Origin of the sequence: Chryseobacterium soli, assembly GCF_000737705.1 — a bacterium.
Lineage (GTDB): Bacteria > Bacteroidota > Bacteroidia > Flavobacteriales > Weeksellaceae > Chryseobacterium > Chryseobacterium soli.
Genome location: NZ_JPRH01000004.1, coordinates 247778 through 274122 on the forward strand (window position 1 = coordinate 247778; position 26345 = coordinate 274122).

Sequence of the window (26345 nt, forward strand, 5' to 3'; positions counted from 1 at the left end):
TTTTTGTTACAATTAAAACATTAATCGATCGACATCGGGCTTAAGAACAATTCGGTAGAAAAGCTGAAACGGTCTCCTGTTTCTTCCATTTTGGCATTAATCGCTATTTTTACCTTCTTTTTGATCTCGGTGTGCTCTTTGGTATCGTAACTATGCTCTACAAACTGTATGTAGGCATCAATCTGCGCCTGTACAATCCGGGGTTCATATTCCTGGATCTGTCTTTTAAGGCTTTTAATGAAAACGCTTTCCCAGACGGCACTTGTAACTCCATTATCGAATTCCAGACTCCAAACATCGTTTCCGTAATTTTCGTCATATCTGTTTTCGCCTTTTTTGGTGGTTATCAGCAGCATAATGTTGTGGGCAATACTTTCCCCCATATCGCAGGTATCAATACTCCCGCCTTCGGTCATTAAGGTTGATGGAACAAAAGGCATTCTGTAATTTGGTGTGTCCATAAATCAACTTCTTTATTTTTTACTTCGTGGTGTTAGTTTACTTGAAACGAAATACCAAATTAATCATTTTCATGAATATACGTGGTATAAGAATTTAAAAATATTGCTTAAACAGTAAGGCTTCCAAACAAATCCGGAAGCCTTGAATAATTTTCTATGTAAAAATTGAAAATACCGTAAATAAATCAACCCAATAAAAGGTTTTTTCAGCCTATTTTATGATGATTGGGTACCCTTCTGGTTTCGGTTGATAAAATAGTACACCGGAAGTCCAAGTAAAACCATAACGAATCCCGGCCACGTATACTGCTGCTTATAGATTAAAAGCAAAATACAGAATACCGAACCTATCACTAAGTAAATGATCGGAGTTATAGGATAAAGCCACGTTTTATAAGGTCTTTCAAGATCAGGTTGTTTTACCCGTAAATAGATCACTCCAAAAACGGTGATCATATAAAATAAGACAATTACAAAAGAGATCATGTCTAACAGGTTTCCATACTGTCCGCTCAAACATAAAAGAGAAGCCCAGACTCCCTGCATCCATAAAGCATTTCCGGGTACTTCATTTTTGTTGTTATCCACAGCTGCTTTAAAAAACATTCCGTCTTTTGCCATAGTCTGAAAAACTCTTGCACCAGCCAGAATCAATCCGTTATTGCATCCAAATGTAGAAACCATTACCAGTAAAGCAATAATGATTGTTCCGGCACTCCCGAAAATATTCTGTGATGCTGCTACCGCTACCCTGTCATTTGTGGCAAAGGCGATAGAATCTCTGTCGATTGCATTAAGATAAACATAATTCACGGCGATATATAAAATCATTACGGCAGAAGTTCCGTAAATCATAGCCTTTACGACATTTTTCTTTGGATTGTCTATTTCTCCGGAAACGAAAGTTACACTTTCCCAGGCCACGGAACTGAAAACAGAACCTACCATCGCCGCCGCAATTCCTCCCATTAAAGTCATGCCGCCAATCGGCTCCCAGCCTTCTTTAAGAAAATTACCGGTGATATCTTTTTTAAGATTATTAAATGAATCAAAACCTAAACTGAAATTTTCAGCCAGATGAGAACTTTCCACCAAAATAAATCCCGCCGCTATCAATCCCAGCAATGCAACAATTTTTGACCCTGTAAATATATTCTGTAAAATTTTTCCGCTTTGCACTCCTCTCGTATTGATGTAGGTCAGCAGAAGAATAATAGCAATGGCTAAAATCTGTATCCATGTAATTTTAAATTCACCACTCTGGAAAATAGGAGCAGCATCATTAAGTGCCGGAAACAGATAGGCTGTAAATTTTCCGAAAGCCATCGCAACGGCGGCAATCGTTCCGGTCTGTATAACCGTAAATAATCCCCATCCGTACAAGAATCCCATCTTTCTGCCGAAGATCTCCTTAAGATAGGTATATTGCCCTCCAGCTTTAGGAAAAAGAGCAGAGAGCTCTCCATAACTGATCGCAGCAGCAACCGTCATAATTCCTGTAATTACCCAAACGATGATCAGCCAGAATCCAGAACCCAGGTTCCGCATCATGTCGGCACTTACAATAAAGATTCCGCTTCCTATCATGGAGCCCATTACGAGCATGATGGCGTCCCAAAGTTTTAATTTTTTTTGCATAGTAACGTATAGGCGTCAAATATAAACAAATATGCATTCGGTTTCGATTATTGTTTAAAATTTAGCAATACACCTGTTTTTTATCAAGTTTTTAACGATTTATGATTCAAATTTTATTAGTACTTTTGAAAAAAATATTAAAAATGAAATTCAAAGCTATATTATTTGCAGCAGCGGTAAGTGTTTCCACTTTAGCTTTTGCACAGGAGACATCACAGAAAAAGTTTGGACCACCGGCAGGAAATGCTTTGGTAGGTGATGCTTATGGAGCCGGAGTAGCTTCTACCGTTGAAAGTAAAGCAATCTCTGTTGAAAAATTAAGCAAGAAGCTTAAAAAAGACAACAAGAAAGTTGAGAATGTAGCGATCAAAGGAAAAGTTATTGATGTTTGTGACAAAAAAGGATGCTGGTTGACGATACAGACTGAAGACGATTCTCAGCTTTTCGTGAAAATGAAAGATTATGCATTTTTCGTACCTACTGCCTTAAAAGGTAAAACCGTAGTACTGGATGGAAGCGCTGAAAGAAAAGTAACTTCTGTAGATGAACAAAAGCACTATGCTGAAGATGCTAAAAAACCTCAATCTGAAATCGACGCGATTACAAAACCTAAAGAAGAAATCAGATTCGTAGCCAACGGAATTAAAGTAGTTAATTAATATAAATTGTCATCAGATCAGAGTAAGCAGTTTCTCAAGATTTCTGCGCTCCCGAAATGACAATAACTGATACAAAAAAAGCGGAACAAAATGTTCCGCTTTTTTTAATTAATCTTCTATCATAAATTCTACCACAGCATCCAGTTTCGGATATTTTGTGGGAGAAATAAATTTCTTTCCGGTGCAGTCTATTTCCAGCCAGCCTTTTCTTTTTTTCACATCACCTACTTCCATCACAAAAGGTACAAATGATATTTCATCTTTTCCTTCTTCTATCACTTCCCGGTACTGAACGGCAACATCCAAAATACATTCATGATCGGTGTTCAGTTTTACATTTCGGTAAATAATATCATAGTGCGTTTCCTGATTTTCCGGAATCTCAAGATAAGTCTCCCAACCTGTAATATCGGAGTTCAATTCTGCGATTGATTGGAGCGCATAATACAAGGCAACCGTATAATATTTTCTTGTTCCTTTTCTGGTATAATCATCTATAAAATGTCCGCCTTCAAATAAGATGGTTGGCATACCCGCTTTAATAAAATTGTCGCCGGTTGAGTTGGGGTAAAATTCATCCGAATATCTTCCGATCTGATTAGGGATCATATCTTTCAAATGGTTGTAAACAGCAGCGATTACCGCCATACATTTTTTACGGTTATCTGTAATGGTACGTTCTACATTTTCTGAAGGTGCCAGAAAAGAAAGAGTAGCGGGGTGAATTCCGTCTGTTGTGAAAATAGTTCTCTGCTCATGTAAATTAAGAGCGTAATCATATTTCTTGGAACCTACTGCTGATTTAAGAAATTTAATCTCTTTGCTGGACTCGTTATGAAAGTCTCTGTTCAGATCAATATCTGCAGCATTCAACCTTGTCCATTTTTCCGAGCCGTCAGGATTAAGCATAAAAATAAAATCCAGTTGGATCTTACTGAATAATTCATCCTTCATTTCAGGATCCTTATCCAGGCTTACCAATAAATCCAACATTGCATGTGTTGCGTTGGATTCGTTCCCGTGCATTTGAGACCATGCAAGAATATGAATGGAACCTGTTCCTGTGCTTAGCTTATAAATGGGTTTGTCTAAATAGGAGGTTCCGATTTCCTGAATCTGATCCGCGAGATTGGTCTGTAGGTAAGAAAATAATTTTTCAGGAGAAATATACCGGTTTGGAAAGTTAGGGTGTGCAGTGTATAACTGTTCAAAATTCATTGTGCAATAATTTACAAGAGTCAAATTTAACCATTTTTGAGCAAAAAATAAAATTAACATTTGTAACAAATCCAAACAATGTAAATAGTCATTTTGTCTGTTGATAACTTTGTGGATTGACAATAATTCAACGTTATATTATTATTTTACTAAAAGTGAGCGAGTTACAGTTTTCACCTCAATGAATGTATTAAATATACTTTAAGTCCTTAAATCCCTGTTTATCAACAAATGGGTGTAATTTCATTAAACAGAATTAACTGTGGAAAACTATTTGATTTACATGCATACACAAATGTAAATTGTTAATTACTTCAAAATATGCCTTAAAATTCTCTTTTTTGAAAGCTTCTAAATGATAGCATAACTGATCAAAAAAAATTATAGTATAGTAGATGATATTTATTCTTCTATTCTTTATAAAGCAGGCTTATATAGACATTTAAGGAAAGAAATTGCAGTTTACAAATGCATATTCTACTGGATATACCGTAAAAAAAGGCATCTACTACTCTATTTGTTAAATTTAAGCCAATATAATGATGTAAACAACTTCTAACAGGCATTTTATCAGCACTATACTTCTCTAAAATATTCATTATTTCATTTATCTCACCCAATACTTTAAGTCATAATTTACATGATGAATATTGTGGATAATTTGTGTAGTAAAAATTGATGTATATTAATAAATATGAAATATATAGTTGTTTATCAGTATATTACATGGATTTACATATGTATATTCAATAAAATAACTCTTGTTTACATTTGTGGTTTGCATTTGTAAACATTATTTTTTACATTTGTAACACAAATAAAAATCATTTTATGAGTTTAAACGAAAGGATTTCAAAAGTAATAGAGTATTCTAAGCTCACTCCTTCAGAATTTGCAGATGAAATTGATGTGCAGCGTTCTTCTATTTCTCATATTACTTCAGGAAGGAACAAGCCTTCATTAGAGTTTATCATAAAAATAAAATCCAGTTTTCCTGAAATTTTGTGGGACTGGTTAGTTACCGGCGAAGGCGAAATGCTGAAGCAGGATCTACCGGAAGTGAATGAAATTCCAGCAGACGAAGAAGAAAAGAGCAAGCCAACTTCCCTCCCCGATTTATTTACGATGATGAATACGGATGACGATTTTGGTGCTGAAGAAACGGAAATTGACACCCCAAAACAGACCGCTGGAGAATCATTTATTCCGCATCAAAGTCTTACTCAGGAAAAAATATCCGATTCTCAGCGATTAGAGAAATCAAATGATCAAATCATAAGTGAAGCTATTGGTAATCAGACCTATAAGATAAAACGTATCGTATTATTCTATGAAAATGGAAAATTTGAAAGTTTTGAGCCTTAAGCAATGAACGGATAAAAAAATAGTAGATAAAAATCATAAATTATACTTCATAACCAAATTTGGTTTTCATGATTTATGGGTCAATTTATCTAACATCGGAATTTTAAAATCTATTCCATTCTTTAAATTATTTTATATTTCCCAGGGGGTTAAGCTTTGCTATTGAACCGAAATTGTCAGTTAGTTTTCACGACTATTTTATATTTCCAAACAAGAAACAGCAGAAAATATCCTAAGAATTTTGCTCTATTTTAGAACTAATAATCGCTTCTATTTCTTTAAATTTTAAATCAAAACTATCAAAAAATTAACTTGGAAAATAATTATTTCAAGCATTTTTTTCAATACTTAAATCTACTTTTTAAGAGGTTGTCGGTTCAAATATGTAGCTGAAATTTCCATCAAATTTCCTATATTATTTTATAATTTTAGTGAAGTTTTACAGTGAAAACCCCTTAAAAATTTCACTGAAATTTGAGGTTGATAATAGTATTTCTCTTCCAATTATTCCGTAAAATATCAAGTAAAATTAATCAAAAATGAAGTAGAAAAAACAATTATTTCGGTCTAGTCAATGAAGGTTTTGAACATTGACAAGCATAGCAATATCACAAAAAACCAATACAAATTCAAGCCTGATTTAAGTAAAAGTTTACTACAAATTTTGATTTAAATCTTATGTTTTTAAGAAAAAAAACTGAATAATATGGTTGAAATTCTACAATATTTGAGGGCTAATTACGACGATAATTCTACTTTAGAATCTGCAATTTTAATGTCTATTTACTGACAAAAATAATACAGAAAAAGAGACATATTGCTCACTTTATAAGAAGTTATTGAGCGGGAAATTATTGCTAGGAATTCAAAAATAATACTGATTTTCTTACCTGAATTTACCTAAGGATTTGATGAAATATTCACCGTAATTTTGATTGAAATCTCATCTTTTTTTAATTAAGATATTATGAAAATTAAGCCGCAATTTTATGTTATTTAAAGCTTGATTAACGTCTTTAACTTTTGAAATAGGTAATAAAAAAACGCTTCACCTAATCATGTGAAGCGTTATATATTGTAAGGCTGAAAACTATTTCTTTTTTCTTCTTTCGAGCTCTTTTTTAATCAATCCAAGCTCTCTTCCTGTCTGTCCTGCTACCGAAGTATTCTCCTGGGCTCTTCTGGTAAGATAAGGCACAACATCTTTCACAGGGCCATATGGAAGGTATTTAGCTACATTATAGCCTTTATCAGATAAATAGAAGCTGATGTTATCACTCATTCCATAAAGCTGCCCAAAATAGATATGTGGATTATCATTTTCCAATGATTTTGCCTTCATTTTATCCATAATCAGTTCTGAAGAAATCTCATTGTGGGTTCCAAAAAAGGCCGAAACTTTATCTAAATGGTTCATCACAAAGTCAATTCCTGCATTATAGTTTTTGTCCGAAGCGTCTTTAGTAGGCTGGATAGGATCCGGATATCCCTTTTCTGCCGCTCTCGCTCTTTCTTTTTCCATATAAGCGCCACGAACGATCTTATATCCTATGAAATAATTCTTTTCTCTCGCTCTCTGAAGGTTGGCTTCCATATATTCCAGTCTTCCTGTTCTGTACATTTGAATGGTATTCCAAACGATCGGCTTTTCCCGGTTATATTTCTCCATCATTTCTTCACAAAGATGATCGGCAGCGTCCTGCATCCAAGTTTCCTCAGCATCTACCATTACTTTTTTGTCATTTTCATGGCACAATCTGCATACTTCATCAAATCTTTTTACGACTCTTTCCCACTCTTCTTTTTGGCTTGTCGTTAGCTCCGCCTTTTTTCCAACCGCTTCATATAAGTCGATTCTTCCAAATGCTGTAGGCTTAAATACAATAAACGGAATCGCCGGATTTCCAATAGAAAACCTTATGATATCTTTAATTTCATTGCAGACAGCATCAAAAGTGGCTTCATCCTCCTTTCCTTCTATGGAATAATCGAAAATACTTCCTACTCCTCTTTTAAAGAGCTGTTTTACAACTTTCATACTTTCTTCACGCGTTTCACCACCACAGAATTGTGCAAACAAAGTGCTTTTTACAATTCCGGTAACGAAAGGGAAGTCATTATGTACCGTAAAATTAAGGATAGAAGTTCCAAGACTGGTAAGAGCGGGCTGTTCGATCATTTTGAACATCCAGTACGCCTTTTTCAATTGTGCATCTGACTTGTCTGCAAATGCAATTTTAGTATCGTTAAAAATGGGCATTCCTTTTTATTAAATTTAGTTCTGCAAATGTAATAATAACCTAAGCTTTTTTAAAGAAATTTCTCTACAATTTACCTTCCAGACCATTTAAAAGCATTGCAATAATTCCTACAAAAACCCAAAAACGTAAGATATTGAGGGTCAAAAATTTGCTTTTTCGCGAAGAATTTAAAAGAAGATAGATGCAAAAGATCATCATCAGCAAACCACTGGCGAAATAATAGGCCATAAAACCTGAAATTCCGGTCCGAAGAATCAGCTTCATGGAAACAGCCATGGTAACGACTAATAAAGAAATAATGATAATATTGGTATTTCTGCTTTTAAAATAATTGGGAATGGTAATGTAGCCAAAGGCTTTATCCACACTTTTGGTAAGGGTATCTTTTACAATATCAATGCATAAAAGAATAAGGAAAAGGAAAATAGCCATTAAAAGCACCTTTTTGGAGAACCTTTCATAATATACCATCATTCCGAAAAATGGATATAAGGTTAAACTTACAAAGGTTAGATTATTAACGATCAGAATACGGCTTAATTTATGACTGTACAGCCACATAAAAAACTGGTAGACCACAAAAAAGGCGAATACTCTATGGGAAATCATCCAGGCTACGCCCAAAGAAATAACACTTAAAGCCAGGTAAGCGTATAAAAAGTACTTCTGCTTGATAAAACTTTGAATCCTTGTTCTGAAAGGCTTAACGATATGATCTTTTTCAAGATCATAGAACTGATTGATGATTCCGCCAGCAAGAATCGTAAGTACGGTACAGAAAATAATACCATGAACTTTAAAATCAAAGACGAATTTTCTGAAGGTTTCATCCTGATTAAACAGGAAAAAGGTGGAAACATAAAGCGCAAAAGTGAGCAGTAAAGCCACAGAAACCCTTGCTCCCAGAAGAAATCCCACGAATTGTGAAAATCTGTAATATAGAGATTTGGATATATAATTTTTCTGTTGGAAAGTTTCTTTTTCAGAATTCATTCCAACGCAATTAAAATCTGTAAATCACTTCTTTTTGGAAGCCTTCAAGCATTTTTTCAGCTTTTTCATAGTCTTTGGTAAATCCTAAAATATAGCCACCCCCGCCGCTTCCGCAGAGTTTTAAATAGTAAGCATTGGAATCCAGACCTTTTTTCCAGATATTAAAAATACTTTCCGGGATCATCGGACGGAAATGTTCGTATGCCCAATAAGAAAGCTTCTTTAAGTTTCTAAAGAAAGGCGTCATGTCTTTTTTAAGGAAAGACTCTATACACGCATTATTATAGCGGATAAATTCTTCTTTAAGCGTTTTTCTAAACCCTTCAGTCTTCATTTTTTCAAAGAAAATCTGAATCATTGGCCCAGTTTCTCCGGACATTCCGGAATCAATAAGGAAAATAGCACCTTTGCCTTTTTCTCCATCGGGAATAGAAACCCTGTCGAGGTTTTCTTTATTTTCGATAAGAATAGGAAGGTTCATATAGCAAATTAAAGGATCCATTCCTGAGCTTTTTCCATGGAAATAGCTTTCCATTTCTCCAAAAACGGCTTTTAATTTCTTTAAATTTTCTTTTGAAATATTTTCAGGATCAAGTTTATTGATGGAATATTTTTCAAAAATAGCAGCTACCAAAGCTCCTGAACTTCCCACTCCATATCCCTGAGGAATATTGGAATCAAAGAAAAGTCCTTTTGAAATATCACTTTTAAAACTTTCAATATCTAATTTGAAATCGTCAGAAAGATCCAATTCTAATAAATAATCGGAGTATTTCTGTAAATGTTGGTTTGATTTAAGCTCAAATTCAGGACCTAGATCCGAGAATTTTAAGGTTCCTTTATAAAAACTGTAAGGAACAACAAGTCCCTGGGAATCTTCTATCATCCCATATTCTCCAAACAGAATTATTTTTGCGTAAAATAGAGGGTTCGTCATTTTGACATAAATCTTTTTGCAAAGTTAAAATTATTCGCATGAATATAAGCAAAATCCAAGCCGAATTATATCTATTCTATCAGTATATCGCTTACCGCTTCTCTTAAGCTTGAGTAAAGGTATGAAAAAAGACGTTAAAAATAACGTCCTTTTGTATTATAAAGTATCTCTGTCTTTCAGCATGTTGACTTTAAGGAATCGGATCAGGACGAGTCCTGTTGCGAAGAATAAAGTCATGGAAAGGGCTGCAATACGCATGTTGTTAAAATGCTCAATCAATGTTGCAAAGATGAAGGTTCCAATGATAATGGCTATCTTTTCCAATACATCATAGAAACTGAAGTATGTTGTATTTTCCATTGAATTTTCCGGCAATAGTTTGGAATAAGTGGATCTGGACATCGCCTGAAGACCTCCCATTACCAATCCTACTACTGCGGCCACTCCATAGAACTGATATTCAACCGTTGGGTTTTCTTTATTTAAGAAGAATGCCCACAGACAAGCCACAATCCATAGAACAATCGCAATGGAGATCACATTTTTGTTTCCGATTTTTCTTGATAGTCTGGAAAATATAACGGCTCCGATAATGGCTTCAATCTGAATCACCAAAAGTGTTCCTATCAGTTTATCCTGAGCAAGATTGATTTCACTTTTTCCAAATAAAGTAGCCATCAGGAAGATCGTCTGCATCCCTACACTGTAGAAAAAGAAGCTGGAAAGGAAAAATTTCAGATTTTTATCTTTAAATAATTCTCCACCTACTTTGAACAGTTCATGGAAACTTTCTTTTGCAATATCTTTATAGAAGCTTAGGTTATCTTTTAAAACTTCAAAGAAACCACCCTGCTCTTCATGCTTTTTAAAGATGTTTTTATAGTTTAACAGGACCAGATCTTTAGGTAATTTTTCTTTAACATCGCCAAACTGAGGAAGGTGTTTGAAGGTATATTGTGAAAATCCGAACCACCAGGCTCCTGTAAGCAGGAAGCTGATTCTTGTAAAGATCAGCTGTTGTGCCGCTCCTTTAGCAAAAACCTGAATAAGCACAAGACAAATCACGACCAATACTACTGAACCGATATATCCGTAAACATATCCTTTGGCCGAAAGGGCATCCTGTTTATCGCGTGTTGCAATATCGGGAAGAAATGAGTTGTAAAATACGAGACTTCCCCAGAATCCTACACTGGCTGTGATACTGAACAGAAGGCCCAGAAAGACATTGTGCATCCCGGTAAACATTGCTAATCCCATACATGAAGTTGCCCCCAGGTAACAGAAAAACTGCAGGAATGATTTTTTATTTCCGATCGTATCAGCTAAAGAAGATAAAAACGGGGAAAGCAACACCACAATGAAAAACGATATCGTTAAAGAATAACCGTACACCGCATCGGGCTGGTATTCATTCCCGAAAATCTTGATCATATGCCGTACCGGAACATCGATCCATTTTTTGGTTTCCGCTACATATTCCTTTTTATCATATGCTGTGGTCAGAATAGAATAATAAATTGGAAAGATAGTAGAGGTAATAACCAAAGAATAAACAGAGTTTGCCCAGTCATACACTGCCCAGGCTTTCATAATCTTTGGATTATTTTTTATGTTTTGAGTTTCTTGATTCTCAATTTCAGACATTTCAAATAAATATTAGTAGCACAAAAATATAAAAACCGCTGAATATTCGGCGGTTTTTATATTAAATTAAATTTATAGTTTATATATTTTCAATAACAATGGCTGAAGCACCACCTCCACCATTGCAAATTGCTGCTGCGCCATATTTTGCATTGTTCTGCTTTAATACGTTGATCAGCGTTACGATGATTCTTGATCCTGAGCTTCCCAGCGGGTGTCCTAATGCTACAGCACCCCCATTTACATTTACTTTAGAAGCGTCTAATCCTAGGATTTTATTGTTGGCCAAACCTACTACAGAGAATGCTTCGTTGAATTCGAAGAAATCGATATCAGAAATTTGCAATCCTGCTTTTTTCAGAGCGATAGGAAGTGCTTTTGCCGGTGCTGTAGTGAAGTTTTCAGGCTCCTGTGCTGCGTCTGCATAAGAGACTATTCTTGCTAAAGGCTTAAGGCCTAATTCTTCCATTTTTTCTTTAGAAACAAGGATCAAAGCGGAAGCACCATCATTTAAAGTGGATGCATTGGCAGCTGTAACAGTTCCTTCTTCTTTCTTGAATACGGTTGGAAGTGTAGGAAGCCTGTCAAAATTAACTGCTTTATATTCTTCATCTTCTGCAAAAATTACAGGTTCTCCTTTTCTCTGAGGGATTGAAACGGGTACGATTTCTTCATTAAATTTCCCTTCGCTCCATGCTTTTGCTGATCTTTTATAAGATTCAATAGCAAAATTATCCTGATCTTCTCTTGTAATGCTGTAGTCTGCTGCACATTTTTCTGCGCAAACTCCCATATGAACTTTGTTGTAAACGTCTGTAAGACCGTCCAGCACCATTCCGTCCAACATTTTAATATCTCCTAATTTGGTTGCTACTCTTGCGTTGTAGTAATGAGGAACCATAGACATGTTCTCCATTCCTCCTGCAACGATTACTTCCGCATCGCCTGCTTTGATAGCCTGTGCAGCCATTGTTACAGCCTTCATTCCTGATGCACAAACTTTATTGACTGTAGTTGAAGGCGTCTCAATAGACAAACCTGCTCCTAATGCAGCCTGACGGGCAGGAGCCTGTCCTTCTCCAGCCTGCAATACGTTCCCCATATAGATTTCCTGAACGTTTTTAGGGTCTAAGCCGATTTTATCTAATGCTCCTTTTACAGCAATAGATCCCAGCTTTGTAGCCGGAACAGTTGATAAATTTCCTAAAAAACTTCCCATTGGAGTTCTAACTGCAGAAACGATGAATACTTCTTTCATGTGTATGATATTTATTTTTTTAGTCAAATGAAGCCGAAAGGCTGCATTCTTTAATACTTTTATTTTACTTTAATTAATATAAAATGATACTGGTCATTATCAATCTTGTTCTCGACTTTCAGATAACGATCCTGGGTAGCTACAATTTTATTACTGAAAACATCCCCTACTTTTATACGGTTATCCTGTTGATTAATATTTTCAATGACAATCGATTTATAATTGCAGTCATCAATAAAAACCATTGTTGATTTCACAAAATCTTTTCCGTCATTATAATATTCAGTCTGAACATTATCTTTTACGGTCATATACCAAAGATTTTTTGGATAATTGGAGCGTAGAAATGTTCCTTCCTTGATATTACTGCATTTAGGAGGATTATCTACAGGCTTTTGCTGTACTCCTTCTTTTTTCTTGGTATCAGTTTCTTTTTTCTGAGCATGTATCTGAAAAATGCCCAAAAACAATACAGCAACGGAAATGGTCTTTATCCCCTTCATATTGATATCTCTTATTTATTTTTTATTTTATTTCCTGATAAAATCATCAGAATCGCGCCTAAAAATTCAACAGCCCAGCCCCATTTTAGTTTTACAACTCCGGCAAAGGTTTCTCTCCAGGATTTAAACGGTACAAAGCTGAAGTATTCTAATGACTGCATTTTAACCGCTAATAAAGTGAAAGCGAACAAAAGAACTAGTAATATGCCAAAAGTTCTTACCACTTTGGCACTGCTATTTATCAGTCCAAAGGCCGCACATGCAGAAAGAACCCAGCATGTAATCGCCAGATAGTGGTCTAGCTTCCAATAATTCCAATTCCCAATAATAGGAACATGAACCAGGGGTAGAAAGCTCCCTGCCACCACTAATAACAATCCTAATAATTGAATATTTTTCATATTTCTTAAAGAGCCAAAATACAAAAAAAAACACACTTTACAGAAGTGTGTTTTAAAAACAAATTATTGGCGTACAAACATTTGTTAGTGTAAAAAAAATATATTAAAATTATTTATTTCGCAATAAAAATCATTTTTTATTATTCAATTAAAAATCAATATTGGCTATTTCTATCCCGATTTGTAAACCATATTTCTTCTTCAGGGTAGCATCACTGTTAAACGCCGGGGTAAAATCTTTTTGAATGAATATATTAAATCCACCATATCCAACTCCGAACTTCCCTCCAAAGACGAAATTATTTAAACCCTGTTTTACCCTTTCACGCTCTACAATCCTTCTGGAATCTTCATTTGAAAACCTATTATAAATGGTGCTGAACAATCTTGTCCCTCCATACACACCGGCAACTATAGAGAACTGGCTTTTTCTGTTATCCAGATATTTCACTCCGTCTACCACTTTATATTCAGGGTTCAGAACAAACCTCAGATCCAGAGGAATCATAAGGTAGGAATTATTAAGGTATGTTTTCCTCAAATTTCCTCTTGAGAAATCATCTACGACAAGCTTTTGATTTTCCTGAGCGAAGACTTTATCATATTTCGGGGTGAACCTGTCTGAACGGAATCCCAGTCCGATACGGTAAAAAAACGGACTTGTGAATCCCCCCAATTGGTTTTCATATCTCAAGGTCGTATTGGTTGAATTGATGATCGTATTTTTCACATCAGAATCCTGGTTGTAAAATTTAAAAGGATCGTCTTTTGAAGTCAGATTCGCTCCTGTTAAGCTCACAGAAAGCTGCCATGAATGCAGATAATCCTTAACCGTTTTCTTTCTGCTGGCCAGTTTTAATTTTACGCCATCCGTTCCCAATTGCATCTCATTTTTGCGCCACAATACACTGTCACGCCTTCCTAATACTGCATTTTTCACCATTTCTTTAGTGGCATTTTCCAACTCATTTTGCTGGGCATCTACTTTATCGTTGATGTTTTGCTGGTATCTCGCTGCAATTTCTGCTCTCTTGCTTTGCTTTTCTTCGGAGGTAATTTTCTTTTCCTGAAACATTTTATCAACGTTATCAAGTTCCTCATTCATCTTTGATTTTTCTGAAACCACAATGCTGTCAATCTTTTGAGAATAAGATTTCATGTGGCTGTTTTCCTGTGCAAAGCTGTATGAAAAAGCCATTACAGCGGTCATTAAGGCAATTTTCGTTTTCATATTTTAGATTAATTTTTAGACAATATTATCCCACAACTCATTTTTTCAGAGCAGTATTTTTTTATGTAAAAGGTTAAAAGATTATTTGGTTTCCTGATCGGAAAAGACGGTCACACCGAGTATTTTTAAAGAATTTGGGCTTTTGAATTTAATTTTCGTAGCATCCAGCACTCCGAATTTACCCTGTTCACCTTTATTTTCTTCACGGGTTCTGTCAAATTCTCTTCCCAGCAGCAATTCGTCAGCTTTTATATAATTTGCTTTATTTTTTGCTGCAATCACAGGTTTTTCAATACTATTAGCCACTGTTGAATTTATCGCAGGAACAGCGATCACATTATTTTTGATGATAATTTCTTCTTTTGCTAAATGCTGGACATTTGGTATAGCATGGTCCTCAGAAACGGTAGATATTTCTTTATCGGTTTTGATTTTATCAATTTTATTTTCCTTGAGAACCGCTACCTCAGCATGTTGAGCCTGATCAGTATTTGAATTGACGATTTCAACGGTTGGTTGGGGTTCTGCAACAGCATTTAGCTTTTCAGCTGTTGCGATTACGGCCTTATCTTCAGTTTTATTTGAATTAAAATAAAAGAAAGCGCCAAAAGAAATCAAAAGCAATATGGCAGCCGCGTATTTCCAGCCCTGGAACGGTTTTTTAATGTCTGAAATGGGTACTTTGTCCAGTTCAGCTTCCATTCTGTCCCAAAGATCAGCGGAAGGCTTTATTTCAAGCTTTTCGTAATCAGATCTTACTTGTTTCAATATTTCTTTTTTCATTTTCTTTTGTTTTAAAAAATTCGGCAAGCCATTTTTTCGCTTTACTCAACTGGCTCTTGCTGGTCCCTTCCGAAATATTGAGAATTTCGGCAATCTCATGATGTTTTTTCTCTTCAAAAACATATAAATTAAAAATCAGCCTATATCCTACCGGCATCTGAGAAAATATTTCTTCAATATTAATTTCACCAAACTGCTCTTCACCATCTTCCTCAGAGTAATCATCTGCAATTTCAATATCCATGTAGAGAATATTTTTATTTTTCCGGACAAAGCTTATAGCATCATTAACGACAATTTTTCTGAGCCAAAACGGAAAACTTTTCCATTCTCTGCATTCATCAAGTTTGGTAAAACATTTCATAAATGCATTTAAAAGAATATCTTCTGCATCATGAATATTGTTCGTGTAAGAGTTTGCAATGGCAAGCATTTTTGCTGAAAACAGATCGTAAAGCGCTTTCTGAGCCCTACGGTCCTGTTTTTTAGCCAGCATAAAATTCTCTTCTAAAGTCTTCATGTATGAGTTTCTATATATAAGACGGGATCTGTAATAAATGGTTGCCTGAAAATAAAAAAAATTGCACTTTTTTTTAAAAGTGCAATTTAATATTTTAATAATCAACGAAATAAATTAATGATTTACTTCTTTTAATTGATTAGGATCGTGCTTATGTTTAAAAATAACAGCAAATAAAACGGTCACAATTAATGCATAGCCTGCAAATATGTACCAAGAAGTCTGCCATCCTTCCAGCTGTAATGCAGGATCAGTCTGTGAAAACACATAATGATTTACTACGCCCTGAGCAGCCAGCATTCCTATTGTCGCACCAAAACCATTGGTCATCATCATGAAAACGCCCTGAGCACTTGAACGGATACTTTTATCTGTTTCCTTATCTACAAATAGTGAACCTGACACGTTGAAGAAGTCAAATGCAATTCCATACACAATCATTGATAAGACAAACATCCATACACCGCCTCCAGGATTTCCTAATCCGAACAGTCCAAATCGTAAAACCCAGGCAAACATCGCCATCAGCATTACTTTTTTAATTCCGAATCTCTTTAAAAAGAAAGGAATCAACAGAATACATAATGTTTCGGAAACCTGAGAAAGGGAAATCAAAGCATTGGCATGATTCGCTCCCCAAGTATCTTTGAAAGCTGGAATATCTTTAAAGCTGGTAATAAACGGGTTTGCATATCCATTGGTAATCTGTAATGAAACTCCCAACAGCATGGAAAAAATGAAGAAAACAGCCATTTTCTTATCTTTAAAAAGGGCAAATGCTTTCAATCCTAATGCATCAGAAAAGCTTTTCTTCTCATCACTTTTATTGGTAGGACATTTCGGTAAGGTAAATGAGTATACAAATAATACTATTCCTAAAATTCCCGATACAAAAAATTGTGAATAACTGTGCTGAAATCCTGTAAAATCTACAAACAGCATCGCGCAAATGAAACCGATTGTACCGAAAGTACGGATAGGAGGAAATGCTTTGATCGTGTCATAGTTATTGTTTACAAGAACAGTATATGCTACAGAGTTTGAAAGGGCAATGGAAGGCATATAGAACATCACACTTAAACTATATAAAAGGAATAGTTTAGAAAATTCCACATCGCTTCCTGCCGACATTCCATAGTATCCTGCTGCAATCAAAAAGACGGCTGCGAAAAAATGACAAATCCCAAGCAGCTTCTGAGCCTGTATCCATCGGTCTGCAATAATCCCCATCAATGCGGGCATAAAAATGGAGACAATCCCCTGCATTGCATAAAAAAGGCCTATTTTAGAGCCTAATCCAACTGAACCTAAATAATTTCCCATGGAAGTTAAATAGGCCCCCCAAACAGCAAACTGAAGAAAGCTAAGGATGGTAAGTCGTAATTTTAAATTCATAGTTTAAATGTAAATATCTTAATCAATTTTCTTTTTTCTCCTTTTGATTTCTTCCTGAATCTCCAGAGCGGTATCATAATCTTCTTCTTTTACGGCTTCATCCAGCAGTTTTTGAAGTTCTTCCATTGAAAGAGACTTTAAAGTGTCTTCGGACTGCACCGTTTCGGAAAATGATTGTTCTTCTTTAGCGACATCTTCTAATTCTAAAAGGATCCCGGCTTCGCTCAACACCTGCTGAGTAGTAAAGATGGGAGCATCAAACCTTACTGCCATGGCGACAGCATCTGATGTTCTGGCATCAAGAATTAATTCTTCATCATTAGCTTTGTTTTTGAAGTTAATATTTGAAAAGAAAACTCCATCTACAATCTGATAGATGATCACTGAAACCAATTCGTAATTGGCTGAAACTATAAATTTTGTGAATAAATCGTGGGTAAGAGGACGTGGCGGATGAATATCTTTCTCCAGTCCTAATGAAATGGACTGTGCCTCGAAATTTCCTATAACAACAGGTAATTTTATATGTGTTTCTTCATGCTCCAATAACAAGGCGTACGCCCCCGATTGGGTCTGGCTGTACGATATTCCGCGAATAATTAGCTGCTTATAATCCATAGCTACAAATATAAATTAATTTTTTATTGTAGGTTTTACTTTTAGACAAAAATAAAAGCCCGGAAACCGAGCTTTTATTTTTTATGGGAATTGTGAATCGTGAAATAACTTCGTGGTCAACTTTTCAGATCTTCGAAGCAACATTCACGGCTGCACGACTCTTATCCTTTTAAAGCTTTAATTTTTTCAGTTAATGCAGGGATGATCTGGAATGCATCTCCTACCACACCATAATCTGCAGATTTAAAGAAAGGTGCTTCTTTATCACTGTTGATCACTACAATAGTCTTAGAAGAGTTTACTCCTGCTAAATGCTGAATAGCTCCTGAAATACCTACTGCAATATAAAGATTCGGAGCAATTGCTTTGCCCGTCTGTCCTACGTGTTCTGTATGAGGTCTCCATCCGATATCTGAAACCGGTTTTGAACAAGCAGTAGCAGCGCCTAAAACGTTTGCCAGCTCTTCAATCATTCCCCAGTTTTCAGGACCTTTCATTCCTCTTCCTGCGGAAACTACAATTTCCGCTTCTTTAAGGTCTAGTTTTCCTGAGCTTTGTTCGTGAGAGATTACTTTGGTATCTTCATTGGCTACAGATAAGTTTTTCACTTCTTCTGAACCTGAAGCTGCACTTTCTTTTACTCCAAAAGCATTTTGAGAAACGGTAACAATTACACCACTCCCTTCAGCTTTTGCATGCATAAAGCCTTTTCCGGAGAATGCTCTTCTTTTTACCTGGAAAGGAGAAAGACTTTCCGGAGCTTCCAATACGTTGGTAATTAAAGAATAATTCTTCATTACTGCCAACATTGGAGCGATAGATGAAGCGTCTGTAGTATGTGGGAAAATAATGATATTTCCATCCAATACTTCACTTACAGCCTGAGCGAATGCTTTTGCTGAAAAGCTTTTAAGACCTTCGTCTTTGATATTGATTACATTTGATGCTCCATATTTGTACAACAAATCTGAAGAATCGGTAGGGTTTACAGAGATTGCCGTAACGGTATCTCCTGCTTGATCTGCAACTGCTTTAGCATAAGAAACTGCTTCGAAAGCTGCTTTTTTGTAAACTCCATTTATATTTTCTGCGTATACGAATACTGCCATTATTTTACATTTAAAGATTAAAAAATTTAAATATTAAAAAATTGAATACGGATTAAGGAGTCTTTGCTCCTGCTTCCGACATTCAGTTTTCTATTTTTAGATAACTTTAGCCTCTTCGTGAAGCAATCTTACCAATTCATCCAAGTTGTCCGGAGAAACAATCTTCACAGCAGCTCTTGGTGGAACGCTGTCATAAGAAACTCCCTGAACTTTTACTTCAGAAGATGAAGGCTCTACTACTTGTAAAGGCTTTGTTCTTGCAGACATAATTCCTCTCATGTTTGGAATAATTAAATCTTTCTCATCTACTAATCCTTTTTGTCCTGCGATAACAGCTGGTAACTTTACAGAAATAGTTTCTTTACCCCCTTCGATTTCTCTGATCGCAGTCGCTTCACTTCCATTCACGTCTAATCCTACAGAAGCATTCACAAAAGGCTGGTTTAATAACTGAGCTACCATTCCCGGAACAGAGCCTCCATTATAATCGATAGATTCTTTACCGCAAAGGATTAAATCATATCCGCCATTTTGAGCCACTGCAGCGATTTCTTTTGCTGTAGAATAGCTATCTTTTGGATCAAGGTTTACTCTTACTCCATCGTTGGCACCAATGGCCAATGCTTTTCTGATTACCGGTTCCGTAGTGGCATCTCCAACATTGATTACTGTTACGACAGCTCCCTGAGATTCCTGAAGTTTAATTGCTTTTGTTAATGCAAATTCATCTAACGGATTGATTACCCATTGGATTCCATTTTTGTCAAAAGCAGATTTGTCTGCTGTAAAGTTAATTTTGGAAGTAGTATCCGGAACACTACTAATACAAACTAATATTTTCATGTGTACTATTTTAATTTTCTCCCTTTTGGGCATAAAAACCGAGGATGTTTATGCAGGGATTTTGTTCTAATTAATTTTTGCTAATATAAATAAAAAATATATTATGCATGCATAATACTTATTATTTTACTATTCAATACATTAAAAGTATTTACTTGGCTGGTTTTGTTGCTCTAAACTCTATTTTGCTCGGCAAAACGCGTGGATTCATTTTTAAAATATCTAAAATAAGATTCCCCATATCTTCGGGCTGGATCTTCCAATTGTCTTTTTCTGAAGGAGTATTTCCGTTAAAATGAGTAGCTACGGATCCCGGCATTATAACTGTCGTTTTGATATTATATTTTCTTAAATCGATCATGGCAGCCTGGGTAAATCCTACAACTCCAAATTTCGAGGCGTTGTAACCGGTTCCGTTTTCAAAGAAATTGGCCCCTGCCAGACTTGAAATGGTGATATAGTACCCTTCTGTTTTCTTTAGCTCTTCTACAGAAGCTTTTAAAGTATAGAAAGCTCCGGTTAAATTGGTTTCGATCATCTCATTCCATTCTTCTGCAGACAATTCATCTACGGGTTTAAATATCCCCAATCCTGCATTGGCAATAACAAAATCCAGTCTTCCGAATTTTTCAAGGGTTTGTTGTACCGCTTTTTCTTCGCTTTCCAGGTTTTTAACGTCAGAAACGATTCCTACCACCATTTCTGAGTATTGTTTAAGTTCTTGTTCAGCTTTTTGAACATCTTCTTTTTTTCTTCCAGAAAACGACACTGAGATACCGTTTTCAAGCAATATTTTTGCAATACCAAAACCAATTCCTTTGGTTCCTCCCGTTATATAAGCGACTTTATTTTGTGACATTGTATTTATTTTAATTCTCTAAAATAACAAAAACGCTCCAATTGGAGCGTTTTACTGATGCTAAGATTTATCAGTTATTATTTTTTGATGAATTTCTTGGAAACTTTTCCTTCTTTTGTTTCAATATTAATGATATAGCTTCCTGAGTTAAGGTTAGTAACATCTACTTTATCCCCATTCAAGATACTATTCATATTTCTTCCTGTCATATCATAAACCTCTACTTTATTAACTTTGGAATCAGATTTAACAGTTAAATAATCAACCACAGGATTTGGATGGATTATTACACCTTCTTTAGCAGATATTACCTCATTCGTACCTAAAGTAGTAGTGTTTCCAAATGATAAACTAACATTATCTATTGCAGCCTGATTTGCAACAGTGTTACCTGTAGCAGTTAAGGAAATAAAGTCAAACTCAACAGGAGTTAAACCTGGAGATAAAGTGTAGGCTGCATTTGTAAATGAATATGTCCCTTCAGGGTAAGTCCAAGAATAGACACCTGTAGTTTTATTATATGTAAAAGAAACTGATACCCATGTATTTGCCGGATAAGTTGCTGAACCTAGCCCAATAGTATAGAAAGCAGCAGTTCCAGTAGCAACAGGCGTCAATCTGCCCATCCCACTTATTTTTTTAGTTGCAAAATCATAGTTTATTCCAACAACTCCCATAGTATCATCATATAATACACATTGAATTTTTCCAGCTCCAGTAGCTGCTCCCGTATAAAATTGTAATGATCCTTTCAAAATATTGTTTCCAACCGTGGCTGTAGTAGAGATTTCTTTGAATACAAATCTATTATAAGTATTTGCTGTACCACTATATCCTGCTCCACTTGTAATTCTTAACGAATTTCCGTGTGCGGCATCTATCGTTGCAATTTGGTAATCAGCTGCTGCTCCACTGAAAATATAATAACCTCCCTGACCAGCAGCTGCACCTGTTAGATCAGTACCTACATTACCTGCCACTAAAGAATTAAAATTTTCGGTTACAATTGTTTGGGCAGAAATGCCAGTTGATAATGCTGTTCCTAATGCAATAAGTAAAATTTTTCTCATAATATATAATTTTTTTATAAATTTAAATAAATTAATTCAAATTCAGTTATTTATTATCCTAAAAAATAAATATTTATCATGACAAATGAAAATGCCGTATCAATATAACAAATTGTTTAATTATAATTTTCATATAGCTAGCACATAATATCCGCCAGCAGGACATACAATCAAATTAAATCCTAATACACTCACGCAAATAAGAAAGCTTTTTATTTGAATTTTTATTTTTTAATAAATTTTTCAGTGAAATTCCGGCCTTCTGTTTCTATATTGATCAAATATAAGCCAGAATACAAACCTCTAACATCCAACGCGTTACCATTAAGCTTTAGACTCACTCTTTTTCCGGCAGCATCAAAGACCTCAACATTTTTTATTGTATAGGCAGTATGGATCTTTATAAAATCGGAAGAGGGATTTGGGTAAATACTTAGTATATCACCGTTTGCAGAAGGATTTTTAGTAGATAATAAAGTTTCATTATTAATTTTCACATTATCAATATAGGCAGTTCCAACATTATTATCATGAACAAAACGCAACTGATCGATAGTCATTTCACTTACCGCAGAGCCTGTGTAAATCAATGTATCATTAACATAATACTTAATATTTGCAGCTGAGCCCACTACTTTAAATCTATACCACACATTAGGCACCCAGTTGCTTGTTGCAGAATCAAGCATTACATTACCCGCCACTGTATTTAATATTTTAACTCCTCCTGAATTATCGAAATCTACTCTTATCACAAACTGTTCTTGAGTACTGTTAATCCCCTGAAATCCAAAGACAGATCCATTAAGCTGGGACATATTGATATCAAATGAAACTGTAAAATTGGTGTAGATAAGTGGTGATGTAAGATTATTAAACCCTCCAATTATAGGAATTGGCTGAGTCCCATAGACGGGTTCTTTTACGATTTTAAGAGCATTGCTGCCTGTAGAAGCATTTTCTGTATTGATGATCTGGTTGGTGACATTAGGCGGCATTCCTCCTGTTGGAGTACTGATCCATGTTCCCTGCCCATGAATATCTGCTATTGTAAAGCCTTCCTGAGCTTCAAAAGAAATTGTCTGCTGAGACATAGCTAATGCCGAGAATAATGACAAAGCCATTAAGTAAATTTTTTTCATGTAGGTCGTGTATTAGTTCCATCTAAATATATACATTTTCAGTGAAACAAAAAATACATCATCAACAATTGAAAAATTATTTAATTAAACATCATTAGATTAAATAATAAAATATTATAATTACTGATTTACTAAAAATGAAACCATTACAAATTAATTCAATTAATATACAATAAAGACAAAAAAAACGCTCCAAAATTGGAACGTTTTAAAAGTGAAAAAAAAATTTCTAATTTATTTTTTAATGAACTTCTCAGTGGTTACACCCTCTTTAGTTTGAATTTTGATGATGTAGTTTCCTGGTTCAAGATTTTTTACATCTACTCTATCAGTTTCTGTAGTGGAAACAATCTTTCTTCCTGTAAGATCGAAAATTTCTACTGCACTCACTTTAGATTTAGTTTTTATAAACAGATAATCTGAAGTAGGATTTGGAGAAACGGTAATTTCTTTTACAGAGCTGAATACTTCAGTGGTTCCTAATACAGAATTTCCTTCAATAGAAAAAGCTAAACCATCAAGAGCAGTCGTTCCCGTTAATGCAGATAAACTGGTCCATGTCGTAGCACCGGCTCCAAAAGCATTAGCAGGATCAACTAATTTAGCGGGACTGCCATTAGCCTGTCCTGCAAACCAGTTAAATCGTGTAGCCGCTGTATAGGCTGTTAAATTGGTTTTGGCAGCAAATACTACCCAGTATACTGTATTGGCTTGTAAAATGACGGGAGTAGATAAAGCAACGGTTACGTCAATACTAAAAGTGTAATTCGATGTTCCTGTTTTTGTCAGTACATATCCGGGAGCTCCTTTAGCAATATTAATGGCTGCAATAGGAGCCACAACATTGTTATTAGGAATTCCTGCCGGACTGCCTGCATTATCCGCATAAATATACAGCATTGCTCCGGTCGCCACAGTAGTTTCAAGTGTTCCCTGATTCTGAAATCCAACGATATTGATTTTGGTTATCCTTCGTTGGCTGGTAAGGGTAAAATCATCGGCTGTAGCAACAAAAGTATTATTTGCTAATGCATTGGCGACAATACCGTCTGTCGTAGTTGTTGGTTGGTTATAGATTACGGTCTGGGCATTCAATCCCGTAATACAAAATAATAAACCTAATAAGTAATTCTTTTTCATGATTAAAAATTTTATTACTAAAAATATGAAAAAAAACATTACCAATGCAAAATAAATCACAATCAAATGATTTTAATTGCATTTTAACTTATTTAAAACCAGTTATTTTATTGTTATAAAAACAAATCCTTAAGAAAATTTCTTAAGGATTTTATTATTTTATTTTGTGTAATTCTCGAAGAACAGCGGAATACTTTCAATTCCTTTATAAAAATTAAACAGTCCGTAATGCTCGTTTGGAGAATGGATCGCATCAGAATCAAGACCGAAGCCCATCAAAACTGATTTAGCGCCTAGAACCTGCTCAAACATAGCTGTAATAGGAATACTGCCTCCGCCTCTGTAAGGAAGAACTTCTTTACCAAATGCAGTTTCCATAGCGTTTTTAGCAGCACGGAATTCTTTAGTATCCGTCGGTAAAACGTAAGGCATACCTCCATGGTGTGGCGTAATTTTTACTTTTACATTAGCCGGAGCTATTTTTTCGAAATGTTTAGTGAATTTTTCTGTAATCTCTTCAGGAGTCTGATAAGGAACCAGACGCATTGAAATTTTAGCAGAAGCTTTGGAAGGAATTACTGTTTTCGCTCCTTCTCCTGTATACCCTCCCCAAATCCCATTGCAGTCTAAGGTAGGACGGATTGAAGTTCTCTCTAAGGTTGTATATCCTTTTTCACCTTCTACTCCGTTCAGTCCGATTGACTTTTTAAATTCTTCAGGATTATCTTTCAGTTTGTTCATTTCTGCTCTTTCTTCATCAGAAACTACCTCTACATTGTCATAGAAACCGTCAATGGTAATACGTCCGTCTTCATCAATTAATTGAGCAATCATTCTTGAAAGAACGTGGATAGGATTAGGTACTGCACCACCATATAGTCCTGAATGCAGGTCTCTGTTTGGTCCTTCCACTTCTACTTCTACATAGCTCAACCCTCTTAAACCTGTTGTCACAGTGGGTTGTTCGTTGCTGTAAATATGAGTATCAGAAATCAAAATACAGTCGCAAGACAGTTTTTCTTTATTTTCATTAACAAAGTCTCCCAGGCTTACAGATCCCACTTCTTCTTCCCCTTCTAAAATAAATTTAACATTACAAGGAAGCGTATTGGTTTTCATCATGGCTTCAAATGCCTTTAAATGCATGAAGAACTGTCCTTTATCATCTGCTGAACCTCTTGCAAAGATGGCTCCGTCAGGATGAAGTTCGGTTTTCTCAATATATGGCTCAAAAGGTGGTTTTGTCCAAAGCTCTAATGGATCTGCCGGCTGAACATCATAATGTCCGTATACCAATACTGTCGGCAGATTTTCATCTATAAGTTTTTCTCCAAAAACGATAGGATAACCGCTGGTTTTGCATACTTCCACATTATCCGCTCCTGCATCCTTAAGATATGCTGCACATACATCCGCACACTTCAACACGTCATCTTTATAGGCAGGATCTGCAGAAATAGAAGGGATTCTCAATAACTCAAATAATTCATCCACGAAACGCTGTTTGTTTTCGTTAATGTAATTTAATGTCTCTTGCATTGTAAAAATTTGTTTTGTTAAAAATAAAAAAAATGCCTTGCATAGGCAAGACATTCATATTTTCTTTATTGCAGATTATTATTTTGTGAATCTAACAGACATTTTTCTGTCTGCAGCTCTTTCAGCATCAGAAGCTTTTGCATCTACATGCGCAAACTGGCTTCCGTATCCTTCAGCAGAAACGATTTGTCCGGTAACTCCTAACTTAGAAAGTTCAGCTTTAATAAAATTAGCTCTATCCTGAGATAATTTTAAGTTTTTAGCTTCATCACCTGTTTTATCAGTATATCCACCAATTTTAATTTTTGCATCCGGATAAGCTTTTAAGATTTTAGCTAAGTTATCCAACTGCTCATGAGAACCAGCTTCCAGTTGATTGGCAGATCCTGTTTTAAAATTAACATTATCGAAATTATACCAGGTATTTTTCAATCCATCTTCAGTAGCTGTTGCATATTGTCCAGACTTCAGGTAAGTAATGATACTTTCTTCCATCCCATTAGCAAAACCTTTTAAAGCCGTACCATTCAAATCAATAGAAACCTGAGCTTTTTTTTCAGCATGACCGGCTGCTGCTTCATGAACCTCACCTCCCTGATGATCATCAGAATATCTCTCCATCCCTTCTTCAAGTTTCAGTGTATTCTTATTTCCTCCAGCTTGTATTTTTTTACAGCTTACAGCTACAGTTGCCACCGCTAAACATATAATTAATTTTCTCATGCTTAAATTTTAGATTGCCCAAAATTAAGAAA

The 26345-nt window shown here is 35.4% G+C and carries 25 protein-coding genes; 2 read left to right on the forward strand and 23 right to left on the reverse strand.

Annotated features, from left to right (window positions below):
- Positions 1-20: 20 nt before the first annotated feature.
- Both IW15_RS11450 and IW15_RS11455 read right to left on the reverse strand, forming a co-directional pair.
- Complete coding sequence (locus IW15_RS11450) at positions 21-461, reverse strand: GPW/gp25 family protein (RefSeq protein WP_034711391.1); 441 nt, start codon at positions 459-461, stop codon at positions 21-23.
- A gap of 216 nt (positions 462-677) precedes the next feature.
- Positions 678-2099 carry an APC family permease gene (locus IW15_RS11455; protein ID WP_034711392.1) on the reverse strand — a complete coding sequence of 474 codons (1422 nt, stop codon included), beginning with the start codon at positions 2097-2099 and terminating at the stop codon, positions 678-680.
- Positions 2100-2242: 143 nt separating this feature from the next.
- Between IW15_RS11455 and IW15_RS11460 the strand changes: the two genes are divergently transcribed.
- On the forward strand, positions 2243-2758 hold the full coding sequence (locus IW15_RS11460; protein ID WP_034711883.1) for a DUF4920 domain-containing protein: 516 nt from the start codon (positions 2243-2245) through the stop codon (positions 2756-2758).
- 108 nt (positions 2759-2866) lie between these two features.
- Here the strand turns inward: IW15_RS11460 and IW15_RS11465 are convergent, their stop codons facing one another.
- Positions 2867-3976, reverse strand: coding sequence for a M14 family zinc carboxypeptidase (locus tag IW15_RS11465; protein WP_034711393.1), 1110 nt, complete (start codon positions 3974-3976; stop codon positions 2867-2869).
- A gap of 831 nt (positions 3977-4807) precedes the next feature.
- On the opposite strand from IW15_RS11465, the gene IW15_RS11470 reads away from it, so the two are divergent.
- Positions 4808-5341: a helix-turn-helix transcriptional regulator gene (locus IW15_RS11470; RefSeq protein WP_034711394.1), complete on the forward strand. Its 534-nt coding sequence runs from the start codon at positions 4808-4810 to the stop codon at positions 5339-5341.
- A 1090-nt stretch (positions 5342-6431) separates the two neighbouring features.
- Here the strand turns inward: IW15_RS11470 and IW15_RS11475 are convergent.
- The 20 genes from IW15_RS11475 to IW15_RS11570 form a co-directional block, all read right to left on the reverse strand.
- The gene (locus IW15_RS11475) at positions 6432-7601 is read right to left on the reverse strand and encodes a proline dehydrogenase family protein (RefSeq protein WP_034711395.1); all 1170 of its coding nucleotides are present in this window, start codon (positions 7599-7601) and stop codon (positions 6432-6434) included.
- A 64-nt stretch (positions 7602-7665) separates the two neighbouring features.
- On the reverse strand, positions 7666-8595 hold the full coding sequence (locus IW15_RS11480; RefSeq protein WP_051881964.1) for a UbiA family prenyltransferase: 930 nt from the start codon (positions 8593-8595) through the stop codon (positions 7666-7668).
- A 10-nt stretch (positions 8596-8605) separates the two neighbouring features.
- Entirely contained in the window at positions 8606-9532 is a 927-nt protein-coding gene (locus IW15_RS11485; protein WP_034711396.1) for a mevalonate kinase family protein, read from the reverse strand.
- Between the two features lie 156 nt (positions 9533-9688).
- On the reverse strand, positions 9689-11179 hold the full coding sequence (locus IW15_RS11490) for an MFS transporter (protein ID WP_034711397.1): 1491 nt from the start codon (positions 11177-11179) through the stop codon (positions 9689-9691).
- Positions 11180-11258: 79 nt separating this feature from the next.
- Positions 11259-12437, reverse strand: coding sequence for an acetyl-CoA C-acyltransferase (locus IW15_RS11495; RefSeq protein ID WP_034711398.1), 1179 nt, complete (start codon positions 12435-12437; stop codon positions 11259-11261).
- A gap of 59 nt (positions 12438-12496) precedes the next feature.
- On the reverse strand, positions 12497-12940 hold the full coding sequence (locus IW15_RS11500) for a hypothetical protein (RefSeq protein ID WP_084681419.1): 444 nt from the start codon (positions 12938-12940) through the stop codon (positions 12497-12499).
- Positions 12941-12951: 11 nt separating this feature from the next.
- Positions 12952-13341, reverse strand: a complete 390-nt coding sequence (locus tag IW15_RS22340) for a hypothetical protein (RefSeq protein ID WP_084681420.1) — start codon at positions 13339-13341, stop codon at positions 12952-12954.
- A gap of 148 nt (positions 13342-13489) precedes the next feature.
- A complete protein-coding gene (locus IW15_RS11510) occupies positions 13490-14572 on the reverse strand; it encodes a hypothetical protein (RefSeq protein WP_034711401.1) in 1083 nt (360 codons plus the stop codon).
- A gap of 81 nt (positions 14573-14653) precedes the next feature.
- Positions 14654-15355, reverse strand: coding sequence for a hypothetical protein (locus tag IW15_RS11515; RefSeq protein WP_034711402.1), 702 nt, complete (start codon positions 15353-15355; stop codon positions 14654-14656).
- Positions 15321-15875 (reverse strand): RNA polymerase sigma factor, encoded by a 555-nt coding sequence (locus IW15_RS11520; protein WP_034711403.1) that lies wholly within the window; start codon positions 15873-15875, stop codon positions 15321-15323. The genes IW15_RS11515 and IW15_RS11520 overlap by 35 nt, the downstream gene beginning before the upstream one ends.
- Positions 15876-15989: 114 nt before the next feature.
- A complete protein-coding gene (locus IW15_RS11525; RefSeq protein WP_034711404.1) occupies positions 15990-17270 on the reverse strand; it encodes an MFS transporter in 1281 nt (426 codons plus the stop codon).
- Positions 17271-17288: 18 nt separating this feature from the next.
- Positions 17289-17888: a bifunctional nuclease family protein gene (locus tag IW15_RS11530; RefSeq protein WP_034711405.1), complete on the reverse strand. Its 600-nt coding sequence runs from the start codon at positions 17886-17888 to the stop codon at positions 17289-17291.
- Between the two features lie 161 nt (positions 17889-18049).
- Positions 18050-18997 (reverse strand): electron transfer flavoprotein subunit alpha/FixB family protein, encoded by a 948-nt coding sequence (locus tag IW15_RS11535; protein ID WP_034711406.1) that lies wholly within the window; start codon positions 18995-18997, stop codon positions 18050-18052.
- A gap of 96 nt (positions 18998-19093) precedes the next feature.
- The gene (locus IW15_RS11540; protein ID WP_034711407.1) at positions 19094-19840 is read right to left on the reverse strand and encodes an electron transfer flavoprotein subunit beta/FixA family protein; all 747 of its coding nucleotides are present in this window, start codon (positions 19838-19840) and stop codon (positions 19094-19096) included.
- 151 nt (positions 19841-19991) lie between these two features.
- On the reverse strand, positions 19992-20699 hold the full coding sequence (locus tag IW15_RS11545) for an SDR family oxidoreductase (protein ID WP_185097420.1): 708 nt from the start codon (positions 20697-20699) through the stop codon (positions 19992-19994).
- Positions 20700-20776: 77 nt separating this feature from the next.
- Positions 20777-21769 carry a T9SS type A sorting domain-containing protein gene (locus IW15_RS22025; RefSeq protein WP_051881967.1) on the reverse strand — a complete coding sequence of 331 codons (993 nt, stop codon included), beginning with the start codon at positions 21767-21769 and terminating at the stop codon, positions 20777-20779.
- A gap of 224 nt (positions 21770-21993) precedes the next feature.
- Entirely contained in the window at positions 21994-22911 is a 918-nt protein-coding gene (locus tag IW15_RS11555; RefSeq protein WP_034711409.1) for a T9SS type A sorting domain-containing protein, read from the reverse strand.
- Between the two features lie 234 nt (positions 22912-23145).
- Positions 23146-24051 carry a T9SS type A sorting domain-containing protein gene (locus IW15_RS11560; protein WP_165585186.1) on the reverse strand — a complete coding sequence of 302 codons (906 nt, stop codon included), beginning with the start codon at positions 24049-24051 and terminating at the stop codon, positions 23146-23148.
- 159 nt (positions 24052-24210) lie between these two features.
- Positions 24211-25590 (reverse strand): dipeptidase, encoded by a 1380-nt coding sequence (locus IW15_RS11565; RefSeq protein ID WP_034711411.1) that lies wholly within the window; start codon positions 25588-25590, stop codon positions 24211-24213.
- A 78-nt stretch (positions 25591-25668) separates the two neighbouring features.
- Entirely contained in the window at positions 25669-26313 is a 645-nt protein-coding gene (locus IW15_RS11570; RefSeq protein WP_034711412.1) for an OmpA family protein, read from the reverse strand.
- Between the last annotated feature and the right edge of the window lie 32 nt (positions 26314-26345).